This is a genomic window from Natrinema soli (assembly GCF_028618695.1).
Genome location: NZ_JAQIVI010000446.1, coordinates 1 through 10,744, shown reverse-complemented (window position 1 = coordinate 10,744; position 10,744 = coordinate 1). Strand labels below are relative to the sequence as shown.

The 10,744-nt window shown below is 65.8% G+C and carries 13 protein-coding genes; 8 read left to right on the top strand and 5 right to left on the bottom strand.

Annotation, left to right across the window (positions count from 1 at the left end; translation table 11 throughout):
• Positions 1 to 652, bottom strand: a 652-nt coding sequence (locus PGX04_RS23585) for an aldehyde dehydrogenase family protein (RefSeq protein ID WP_273740741.1), incomplete at its 3' end; no start/stop codon positions are given.
• A 230-nt stretch (positions 653 to 882) separates the two neighbouring features.
• Here PGX04_RS23585 and gcvT point away from each other — a divergent pair.
• Together gcvT and gcvH are read left to right on the top strand one after the other, a co-directional pair.
• Positions 883 to 1,983 (top strand): glycine cleavage system aminomethyltransferase GcvT, encoded by a 1,101-nt coding sequence (gcvT, locus tag PGX04_RS23580; RefSeq protein WP_273740740.1) that lies wholly within the window; start codon positions 883 to 885, stop codon positions 1,981 to 1,983.
• On the top strand, positions 1,980 to 2,363 hold the full coding sequence (gene gcvH, locus PGX04_RS23575; protein ID WP_273740739.1) for a glycine cleavage system protein GcvH: 384 nt from the start codon (positions 1,980 to 1,982) through the stop codon (positions 2,361 to 2,363). The genes gcvT and gcvH overlap by 4 nt, the downstream gene beginning before the upstream one ends.
• A 123-nt stretch (positions 2,364 to 2,486) precedes the next feature.
• Here the strand turns inward: gcvH and PGX04_RS23570 are convergent, their stop codons facing one another.
• On the bottom strand, positions 2,487 to 3,197 hold the full coding sequence (locus tag PGX04_RS23570; RefSeq protein ID WP_098726969.1) for a helix-turn-helix domain-containing protein: 711 nt from the start codon (positions 3,195 to 3,197) through the stop codon (positions 2,487 to 2,489).
• Between the two features lie 149 nt (positions 3,198 to 3,346).
• Between PGX04_RS23570 and PGX04_RS23565 the strand changes: the two genes are divergently transcribed.
• Positions 3,347 to 3,991, top strand: coding sequence for a metal-dependent hydrolase (locus PGX04_RS23565; protein ID WP_273740738.1), 645 nt, complete (start codon positions 3,347 to 3,349; stop codon positions 3,989 to 3,991).
• 30 nt (positions 3,992 to 4,021) lie between these two features.
• Here PGX04_RS23565 and PGX04_RS23560 read toward each other — a convergent pair whose 3' ends face one another.
• Complete coding sequence (locus PGX04_RS23560; RefSeq protein WP_273740737.1) at positions 4,022 to 4,783, bottom strand: competence/damage-inducible protein A; 762 nt, start codon at positions 4,781 to 4,783, stop codon at positions 4,022 to 4,024.
• A gap of 181 nt (positions 4,784 to 4,964) precedes the next feature.
• On the opposite strand from PGX04_RS23560, the gene PGX04_RS23555 reads away from it, so the two are divergent.
• The 5 genes from PGX04_RS23555 (at position 4,965) to PGX04_RS23535 (ending at position 9,688) form a co-directional block, all read left to right on the top strand.
• A complete protein-coding gene (locus PGX04_RS23555; protein WP_273740736.1) occupies positions 4,965 to 5,159 on the top strand; it encodes a hypothetical protein in 195 nt (64 codons plus the stop codon).
• Complete coding sequence (locus PGX04_RS23550) at positions 5,153 to 6,526, top strand: hemolysin family protein (protein WP_273740735.1); 1,374 nt, start codon at positions 5,153 to 5,155, stop codon at positions 6,524 to 6,526. Before PGX04_RS23555 ends, PGX04_RS23550 begins: the two co-directional genes overlap by 7 nt.
• Positions 6,527 to 6,736: 210 nt before the next feature.
• Positions 6,737 to 7,735 carry a hypothetical protein gene (locus tag PGX04_RS23545; RefSeq protein ID WP_273740734.1) on the top strand — a complete coding sequence of 333 codons (999 nt, stop codon included), beginning with the start codon at positions 6,737 to 6,739 and terminating at the stop codon, positions 7,733 to 7,735.
• 63 nt (positions 7,736 to 7,798) lie between these two features.
• The gene (locus PGX04_RS23540) at positions 7,799 to 9,304 is read left to right on the top strand and encodes a replication factor C large subunit (protein WP_273740733.1); all 1,506 of its coding nucleotides are present in this window, start codon (positions 7,799 to 7,801) and stop codon (positions 9,302 to 9,304) included.
• A gap of 159 nt (positions 9,305 to 9,463) precedes the next feature.
• On the top strand, positions 9,464 to 9,688 hold the full coding sequence (locus PGX04_RS23535; protein ID WP_273740732.1) for a hypothetical protein: 225 nt from the start codon (positions 9,464 to 9,466) through the stop codon (positions 9,686 to 9,688).
• A 13-nt stretch (positions 9,689 to 9,701) separates the two neighbouring features.
• On the opposite strand, the gene bioD is transcribed toward PGX04_RS23535, so the two are convergent.
• Together bioD and PGX04_RS23525 are read right to left on the bottom strand one after the other, a co-directional pair.
• Complete coding sequence (gene bioD / locus PGX04_RS23530; RefSeq protein ID WP_273740731.1) at positions 9,702 to 10,409, bottom strand: dethiobiotin synthase; 708 nt, start codon at positions 10,407 to 10,409, stop codon at positions 9,702 to 9,704.
• A partial coding sequence (locus PGX04_RS23525; RefSeq protein ID WP_273740730.1) for an aminotransferase class I/II-fold pyridoxal phosphate-dependent enzyme occupies positions 10,406 to 10,744 on the bottom strand: 339 nt, incomplete at its 5' end. The genes bioD and PGX04_RS23525, both read right to left, overlap by 4 nt.

Here is a 10,744-nt window from a genome sequence, read left to right as displayed (position 1 = left end):
CCGAGCCGCGGCCGGTGACGACGTTGACGACGCCGTCGGGGACGCCGGCCGCCTCGCAGAGCTTCGCGATGAGCAGCCCGCCGGTGATCGGGGTGTCCGTCGCCGGCTTCAGGACGACGGTGTTACCCAGCGCGATCGCGGGTGCGAGGGCCCGAAGCGAGAGGTGTAGCGGGAAGTTCCACGGGGAGATGACGCCGACGACGCCGACCGGTTCGTGGACGATGTGATTGTCCTTGTCCTCGATCGACGAGGACGGCCGAACCTCCTCCGCTGGCGGCTCGAGCTCCAGCGCCATCTCCACGTCGCCGGTCGCGGTCGCGAACTCGCCCATCGCGCGGTAGCCCGGGGTTCCGGCCTCCGTCGCGAGCAGGCCGGCGATCTCCTCGAAGCGCGCGTTGAGTTCGTCCAGCAGGTTCTGGACGATCTCGTTGCGCTCCTCCCGAGGGGTCGCCGCCCAGTCGGACTGGGCGGCCTCGGCCGCCTCGTAGGCGGCGTCGACGTCGGCTTCGGTTCCCGCCGGCACGTCCGTAAACACTTCCTGTTTCGCCGGGTTCTCGACGGGAATCGTCTCACCGCCGGTGGCGTCACGCCACTCGCCGTCGATGTACATTCGGTTCCAGTCGGCCCGTGGCTCGAGTTTCGGGGAACTCATTCACCGGTATCTACGTTAGTTTTAGGCATATACTTTCGGCAACCGGAGACGATAGTCCGCGCCGTTGTAACGACAGACGGTTACGCAGAGGAAGCAGGGTATCGATCTCGACGGCTTACGGCTCGTGGCTCGCGTTCCCGAACCGAAGCGAACTGCGTTGTACCCGGCAGAATCGCCAGCGGGTCCGACCGACGAAAAGACATTACTACTCCGCGGCAGATATCTCGAGTATGCCGCTTCAGACGCCGCCGTTACGTGGGTTACACGACGAGCGCGGAGCGAAGTTCACGGAGTTTGGCGGCTGGGATATGCCGGTCGAGTTCGATTCGATTCGGACCGAGCACGCCGCCGTCCGGGAGGACGTCGGGGTCTTCGACGTCTCGCACATGGGCCAGATTCACGTCACCGGTCCGGACGCGACGGCGTTGATGCAACGCCTGACGTCGAACGACGTCTCCCGGCTCGCGGTCGGCGACTCCCAGTACGCCGCGATCACCGACGAGGACGGGATCATCATCGACGACACCGTCGTCTATCGGCTCCCCGATGACGGCGGGCAGGCGACGTACCTGTTCGTCCCCAACGCCGGCACCGACGAGACGACCCACGAACGGTGGCTCAGCTACCGCAACGAGTGGGACCTCGAGGCGACCGTCGACAACCGGACCGACGAGTACGCGATGTTCGCCGTGCAGGGTCCGAACGCCGTCGATCTGGTCGAGAGCGTCACCGAAGAGTCGGTGAGCGATCTCGAGCGGTTCGAAGCGCGGTACGCGACGATCGACGGGATCGACTGCTGGACCGCCCGGACGGGCTACACCGGCGAGGACGGGTTCGAGTTGCTCGTCCCCTGGGCGGCGGCCGAGGAGATCTGGACGGCGCTGGAGTGCCAGCCCTGCGGACTCGGCGCGCGCGATACGCTCCGTATCGAGGCCGGCCTGCTCCTCGCCGGCCAGGATTTCGACCCGGACACCGACCCGCGGACGCCGTACGAGGCCGGCATCGGCTTTACCGTCGCCCTCGAGACCGAGTTCGTCGGTCGAGACGCCCTGGCGGAGATCGAGGCGGCGGGCGTCGAGGAGCGACTCGTCGGCTTCCAACTGATCGATCGCGGCGTCCCCCGACACGGCTACGACATCACCACGACGGAGAGCCGGGTCATCGGCACCGTCACTAGCGGGACGATGAGTCCGACCCTCGAGCGACCGATCGGCCTCGGCTACGTGCCGGTCGAACACGCCGAACCGGGGACGACGCTGCAGGTGGTCGTCCGCGGGCAGTCCAAGAAAGCAAGAGTTGAAACCACACCCTTCATCGACACAGTACAATGAGCTTCGACGTTTCCGACGATAGACGGTACCTGGAATCGCACGAGTGGGCACTCGAGACCGACGGCGTCGTCCGCGTGGGCATCTCCGACTTCGCACAGGACGAACTCGGCGACGTGGTCTTCGTCGAACTCCCGGACGAGGGCGACGAGCTCGAGCAGGGGGGCGAGTTCGGCGTCGTCGAATCCATCAAAGCCGTCTCGGACCTCTACGCGCCCGTCGGCGGCGAAGTCGTCGCGATCCACGACGAGCTGTTCGACGCCCCCGAACTCGTCAACGAGGACCCCTTCGGCGAGGGCTGGATGCTCGAGATCGAGGCCGACGATCCCGACGAACTCGAGGACCTCCTCGCCGCCGACGAATACGAGGACCAGATCGCCTGAACGCAGTTTCGATGGCGGATAACGGAGCCGTTTTCGCCGGCATTCGACTGTCGAGAACGCCAGTCGACGCGCGAAGCGCGTCGACTGAGCGGTTGCTCACACGAACGACGGAGGTGTACCGGGCTACTCGAGCGTCACGAGGTGCTCGAGCACGTCGTCGAGCGGTGCCGACGTGACGGCCAGCGAGTAGCCGTCGATTCGCGCGAGTTCCCGCGCGTGATCCCAGAGGTCCTCTTCCTCGAGCCCGTGGAGAATCACGGCGTTCGGCGTCGGGTTGATCATCCGGAGGGCGATACCGACGCCCTCCCCGCGCGTGACGTTGGTGAACACGAGCACGCGGCTCGTACTCTGCCCGTAAAGTCGGAAGAACTCCTCGCTCGAGAGGCGGGTGATGGCCTCGATGCTGTCGATGACCGTGTGGCCGCTGACCTGATCGGTCCCGCTCGAGGCCACTTCGGTCGCCTCGAGGTCGTCGTACAGCCGCGTGAGGGGAAGCGAGGTGGCGTACTCCCGGAGGTCGTAGACGATATCGCTGTCGAAGCCCGCCGAGAGGACCCGACCGTACTGTCTGATACGCTCGCCGCCGCGTTGCTCGTCGATCTCGAGCAGTCCCTCGACGAGTCGGCCGACGACGCCGATGCCGGGGCTCTCCCGGCGACCGCTCTCGTAGTCGGAGATGACCGACGACGAGACGTCGAGTTCGGCCGCGAGATCGGTTTGTGAGACGCTGAAGTCGGTGCGCCACTTCCGTAGCGTGGCCCCGGGATCCTCACTCAACGTGATCTCCCCGGCGATTTTCTCCGCGAGTTCCCGTTTGGGTCCGCGTCCGCTCATACGCGACGGTCGCCCGGTCGGTCCAAGTAGCTACCGGAGACGGGTCGATCGATCAGCTTGTCCGGCGAGCGATAGCAGCAATCGGTCGACGGCGATAGCGGCTCGAGCGCCCCAAAAGATCAAGCCCTCGCGGTTCGAGTCGCCGGGATATGCCATCGACCGTCGTCCACGTCGCGTTCGCGGGGCTGCTCGGTGTCGCCTTGCTCGGCGACGAGTTCGACACTCGAGCGATCCTGTTCGTGATGGGCTGTAGCGCCCTCCTCGATCTCGATACGTTGATCGGCGTCGTCGTCCCCGGAACGCACCGCGCCGCGTTGCACAACGTCTGGATCGTTCTCGTCCCCGCCGCCGCCTTGCTCTGGGACGGGGCGATCCGCGAGGAGTCGATCGTCCGGAAACGGTGGGGTGCGTCCGCGCCTCGCGTCGCGTGGGTCACGGTGGCAGCGCTGCTGTTCGCTCACATCCTGTTCGACGCCTTCTTCAACGGCGTCAATCTCTTCTGGCCGCTTCACGATCGGTTCTACGATCTCTCCGGGACGTTACTCGTGACCGACCAGCGCGGACTCGTCCAGACGTTCATCGAACTCGATCCCGGCGGCGTCGCCGAGTCGACGGCGCGCGGGACGACCGAAACCACCCACTACAGAACGGGGTTCGATCCCACTCGAGACGAACCGACCACGGGCGTCGAGCGAATCTTCCCCGTCGCGGCGACCGGCGAACGGTTCGTCCTCACCCTCGCCGGATTCGCGGCAGTTCTCGTTCGGATCGCCGAGGATCGGCGGTCGAATTGAGGAGACGAGAAACCGCGTTCGTCGCCCGAACTACTCCGCCGTCCCTTCGCTCGAGGACGGCGGCTCGGTCGTCTCGACGTGCTCCCGAAGCCACCCGATCGCCGCCTCGACCGTCTCGGGATCGGTACTCGAGACGCGGATCCGGCCGGGCCGGTTCTCGCTGCGCGGATAGCTGCCGACGGCGACGCCGAACCGCTCGGTGACGCCCTCGAGGGCCTCGTGGAGCGATCCCTCGGGTGCCGGCGTGTAGATGGTCTGAGCGATGGCATCGCCCTGAAACTCGTCGGCGACCGCCTCGAACATCGCGTTCATCTCGTCGGGAATGCCGGCGAAGACGTAGACGTTCTCGACGATGCAGCCGGGAGCCCACCCCTCGTCGACGACGATCGGCGTCGCGCCCTCGGGAATCGAAGCTGCGGCGTCGATGTCGAGCTGGAGATCGTACTCCTCGACCATCTCCGGATTTTCGTCCCGAAACGCGGCCGCTTTCTCGACCAGCCGCTCCCTGATCTCGCCGTGGACGACGAACTCCCGCTCGAGGCCGTCGGCGACGGCTTCGACGGTCACGTCGTCGGGCGTCCCGCCGATGCCGCCGGTGACGATCACGGCGTCGAACTCGTCGCTCCACCGGGCGACGTAGTCGGCGATCAGCTCGCGGTCGTCGGGGATCGTCAGGATCCGCGTAACGGTGCTGCCGCGCTCGGTGATCCGCTCGGCCAGCCACGACGCGTTGGTGTTGGTCGTCGATCCCGCGAGAATCTCGTCGCCGACGGTGACGATCGCGACGTTCATGGGCCGTGTTCGAGTTCCGGGCAGTTATCGGCTCCGGGACCCGACCGGCGAGCGGATCCGACTGCTGGCCAGCGTCGGGACAGTCGAACGGTCGCCGAAAACCGCTCGAGCGGGCTGTGGATCGCGCGCTCTCGCCGATCGCCAGCGCCACGGTTTTGTAACTCGTGTGCTAACTGACTGTATGGTCGTATTCACCGGCGACGGGACTGCCGTCTCGTCCTCGCCGCCGAGCGATGGTCGCCGTCCCGTCGGATCGACGGTGGGGATCCATCGAATCGGTAGTCGGGCGCAGATTGGTAGTCGGGCGCAGATCGGACTCGAGGCGATAGCGACCGCACGGCGTCGCTCACAGCCGCCGGGGTGGAACCGATGGTAGCGGTGGATCTCGCGTTCTCGTTCGGGCGGCTCCTCTTCGCTCTCTTCCTGGTCTTTCTGAACGGCTTTTTCGTCGCCGCGGAGTTCGCGTACGTCCGAATCCGGCCGACCCAGATCGAGACGCTCGTCGAAGAAGGACGCTCGTCGGCGAAGCTCGTCCAGGAGGCCGAGGAAAACCTGGACGACTACCTCGCGACCACCCAGTTGGGGATCACGATCGCCTCGCTGGGACTGGGGTGGGTCGGCGAACCGGCCGTCGCCTCGCTGCTCGAGCCCGTACTGGGGCCGGTGCTTCCCGGTGGCACGCTTCATCTGGTTTCCATCGCGATCGGATTCAGCGTCATCACCTTTCTGCACGTCGTCTTCGGTGAGCTCGCGCCGAAGACGCTCGCCATCGCTGACGCCGAGCGGATCGCGCTGCTCGTCGCCGCGCCGATGAAGTTCTTCTACTACATCTTCATCCCCGGAATCATCGTGTTCAACGGGACGGCGAACTTCTTCACGCGACTCATCGGCGTCGCGCCGGCCTCCGAGCGCGACGAGAGCCACACGCCGGAGGAGATCATGCGCATCGTCTCGCAGTCGGGAGACCAGGGAGCCGTCGACACGAACGAGGTCGAGATGATCGAGGCCGTCTTCGATCTGGGCGACACGATCGCCCGCGAAGTGATGGTACCTCGGCCGGACGTCGTCACCGTCCGCGCCGGGATGCCCCTCTCGGAACTCCGGGGCGTCGCCGCGAGCGGGAACTACACCCGATACCCCGTCGTCGACGAGACGACCGACGAGCCGGTCATCGGCTTCGTTCACGCGAAAGACGTGCTCAAAGCGATCGAGGCTGCGGACGGAAACGATGGCCAGTCGGACGAGGAATCGACCGACGAACCGACCGCGCGCGACCTCGCTCGAGAGGTCCTCATCGTCCCCGAAACGCGCCGTATCGACGAGGTACTCGCGGATTTCCGCCGGCAAAACGTCCAGTTGGCGGTCGTCATCGACGAGTGGGGTGCCTTCGAGGGGATCCTGACGATCGAAGACGTTATCGAGGAGGTCGTCGGCGAGATTCAAGACGAGTTCGACGTGGCGTCGATGGAGCCCTCGATCGAGGAACTCGCCGACGGCCGCTACGAGATGGACGGCGGCGTCCCGCTGGCGGCGGTGAACGAGACCCTCGAAACGACGTTCGAAAGCGATGCGTTCGATACCATCGGCGGACTAGTGTTAAGCCGCCTCGGCCGCCCGCCCGAAGTCGACGACGTGATACGGGCCGACGGCTACGAGATGACGGTCGACGACGTCGAGGGAACCCGCGTCTCGAGCGTGACCGTCAGTGAAGCCGCCCCGGAGACCGAGGAGTCCTCGAGCTGATACGGGCTGCTGTCAGTCGGTTTCGGCGCATCCGCAGGACGGTCGAAGTTGCGTCGGGGAACCGTTATAACGATTCGTGTGACCACTCGGTCACGGTTTTCGTCCTGACCTGACTAAATGTCAATCCGAACCATCACGTCCGGATCGATGACTGTAATCGAACATAACATATTTCATACATTTTATGGTGCAGGACGGACTGGTCCAGATATGGACCGCCGAACGCTACTCGTCTCCGCGGGACTCGGAGTTGGACTGGCAGGCTGTCTCAACGTGAACGGCAACGAAACGGACGGCGGGAACGGAACGAACGACGGCTCCGACCGTCTGGATTCCGGGACTGACTCGGAGACGAACGGGACCGAGGGAGGCACCAACGGTTCGGCAGATGACAGCGGCGCGGAGAACGATAGTTCGGACGGCGAGACGGACACGGGAGACGAGAATTCGGACGACGACTCCGACACGGAGACCGACGACTCGAACGGAGAGACGAAACGGAGTGTGACGTTCGACTCCTGCTCTCGAGCGACGGTTTCCGGCACGTTCGAAGCCGGCGACGTCGCCTACGCGAGCACGGGATTCTACGCCGACGATGGCCTCTTCGGCGACACCATTCTCGAGGACGGCATCACCTTCGGCGAGGACGTCGCCGCCCCGTTCTCGGGAACGGTCGTCTTCGAAATTGCGGACGGATCGAACGTGCGCGCGGGCGCCGACGAGATCACCGTCGAAGTGCCTGACTACGGCAGTACCGGCACCGTCCTCTCGTCGCTGACGACGCGAAAATCGGACTACCAGCGAGTGTCCGCAACGCACGAGAACCCGCGCGCCAGCGAGTGCCTCAGCGAAATCGAGCCCGACGGCGGCAACGATAGTAGCGGCGATGACAGCGACAGCGGCGACGCGACGTTCGCGATCGGCCCGCTCGAGACGAACGCGCCCATCGACTCCGGCGAGTTCCTCGAGGTGAGCGTGACGGTCGAAAACACCGGTGGGGCCGCCGGCAGGCAGGAACTCGAACTCCGCGTTGGTAACAGCGCGGAACTGGTCGAACGGCAGTCGGTGTCGCTCGATGCCGGCGAGCGGACGGTCCTCTCGACGGGGTACGAAACGCCCGTCATCGCCAACGATCACGAGTTTCCCGTTCGGGTCGAATCAGCGGACGATGCGGCCACCCGCTCCGTGCTCGTTTACGGAAGGGGCTGAAGCCGCGCGACGAGGAGTGACGCTCCGCAACCACTAAACGCGACTCGCACCAACCAGTCACCAATGACCGACTGGACCGAGACGTACCGCCCGACGACGCTGTCGGAGGTACGCGGCAACAACAAGGCCCGCGACAAACTCGAGGAGTGGGCCGAGAGCTGGGACGACCACCGCAAGTCGGTGATCGTCCACGGCAGCCCGGGCGTCGGGAAGACCTCCGCCGCCCACGCGCTGGCCGCCGATATGGGCTGGCCCGTCATGGAACTCAACGCCAGCGACAGCCGGGGAGCCGACGTCATCGAGAAGATCGCCGGCGAGGCCGCCAAAAGCGGGACGCTCACCGCCGGCGAGGCGGGTCGACGGCTCGTCATCCTCGACGAGGCCGACAACTTTCACGGCAACGCCGACTACGGCGGTTCTCGAGAGGTCACGCGCGTCGTCAAGGACGCGAACCAGCCGATCGTCCTCGTGGCCAACGAGTTCTACGACATGAGCCAGTCGCTGCGCAACGCCTGCGAGACGATCGAGTTCCGGGACGTCTCGAAGCGCTCGATCGTCCCCGTCCTGCGGGATATCTGTCGCCGCGAGGACGTCGAATTCGAGGAGGAGGCCCTCGAGAAGATCGCCGAGTCGACGAGCGGCGACCTTCGCTCGGCGGTCAACGACCTGCAGGCGGTCGCCGAGGAGGCCGAGCGACTGACCGTCGACGACGTCGTCACGAGCGAGCGCGACACCACCGAGGGCATCTTCGACTTCCTCGACGAACTCATCAAGGAGAGAGACGCCGAGGGCGCGCTGCGAGCCTCCTACGACGTTGACGAGACGCCCGACGAACTGCTCAACTGGATCGAGGACAACGTTCCGAAGGACTACGAGGGTGCGGAACTGGCCGACGCCTACGGATTCCTCTCGAACGCCGACCGGTGGCTCGGTCGGGTGCGCGCGACGCAGGATTACTCCTACTGGCGCTACGCGACCGACAACATGACCGCGGGCGTCGCCGCCTCGCGGCGCGGCGACAAAGGCGGATGGACCCGATACGGCCCGCCGAGCTACTGGTCGAAACTCGGTCGAACCAAGGGAACGCGGAACACCCGCGATTCGATCGCCGAACGCATCGCCGAACGGGAGGGCGCGAGCGTCGCGACGGTCCGCCGGGAAGTCCTTCCCTTCCTCTCGGCGATGACCCACCACTGCAAGAACCGCGATCTGACCGTTCGGATGGCGGCGGCCTACGATCTCGACGAATCGGAGGTCTCGTTCGTCACCGGCAGCGGGAAGGACACCAACAAGGTCCAGTCGATCGTGGCGGACGCCGCGGAGCTGAAAGCCGACGCGGCGGTCGAACACTCGGGGAACGCCTTCTTCGAGGCCGAGCGCTCGAGTGATGAGAGTACTGTGTCCACTGCCGATACCGAGGCCGGAGACGACGGCGACGAGTCGAACGAGCAACGGGCGCTCGCAGCGACGGAGTCGGACGACGGGGCCGACACCGAGTCGACATCGGATACCGCGTCAGCGGACGACGAACCGGACGACGATCAGTCGGGATTGAATGACTTCTTCTGAGCGGGGCTCGTCTCTCGACGCTCATCCGCAGCGCCGGTTCTGACGCACGGAAGTAGTCTTGTAGCACGGAAGACAGCACGGCGACTACTGATGAGCCGGTTTTATTCACCGGGAATATATCTATACATAGATTGATCAACACTATTACGGTGGTGAACGATGAGAGTTCCTCACGGTGACCCACGAGTGACAAAACCACATAGCTGCCCGCTCTGTGCGGAAACGTACGACGACAAAACCGGTCTCCGGGTCCATCTCGAGGTGGAGCACCGAAAATCCGAAGTGGTCTCCTCTCTGATCGAACTCGACGCGGCGAGCACTGATATTTCGTCCGACTACGAGTCAACGACGGCCAACGAGGAGCGACCGGCACCGTCGGCCTGAGCGCACGGTTCGATCAGTGGTCTTCTACCGGGAGCCGATCGCGAAACGCCGGTGACAGTGCATCGCCGACGCCGGCAGCGAGGGTGCCCGGATCGCTACCGCCGTCGCTCGCATCCGCGCCGAGCGGCGGGACCGTCTCTACCGGATAGCCGGTCATCCGCTCGAGTTCGGCGGGATTCGTCCGTTCCGCCGGCGTCTCGCCGGCGTATTCGTTGACGATAACGCCGCAGACGTCGATGCCGCGGGCCCCGAGGGCGTCGATCGAGAGCGCGGTGTGGTTCAGGGTCCCGAGCCCCGAGCGCGTGACGACGACCGCCGCGGCCTCGAGGTCGGCGACCAGATCGATCACCTCCCGATCACCGGCCAGCGGAACCCGCAGGCCGCCGATTCCTTCGACGACCGGGACCGACGTCGCCTCGATCTCGCGCTCGCACGCCGCTCGGATCGTCTCGTACTCGAGTTCCTCGTCGGCGACGTCGGCGGCGACTCTTGGTGCCAGCGCCGGTTCGAGATAGCGGGGACAGGTCGCGGCCTCGGGATCCCCACAGGCCGCGGCGACGAACCCCGCGTCGTCATCCGGCGGGTGGCCGGTCTGGGCGGGTTTGATGGCCCGCGCATCGTGTCCCGCCTCACGGAGCAGGCGTGTGAGTCCCGCCGTGATAACCGTCTTCCCGACGCCCGTCCCGGTCCCGACGACGGCGATCGGCTTCGTCGCGGTCACAGCAGCCCAACCTCCTCGCCCGCCGCGCGGAACGCCTCGAGACAGTCGACGATATCGTTCCGATCGTGCGTGGCCATCGGAACGACGCGGATACGACTGGTTCCCACCGGGACCGTGGGCGGCCGTATCGCCGGCGCGACGACGTCATGTTCGCGGATCCCCTCGGCGAGGGCCATCGCGTCCGTGCGGTCGCCGACGACCACCGGGAGGATCTGGGAGTCGCCCCGAACCTCGAACCCCATCGATCCGAGGCCGTCGCGAAGGTGGGCGACGTTCTCCCAGAGCCGCTCGCGCGCGTCGCCGTGTCGAGCGACGTGCAGCGCCTCGCTCGCGGC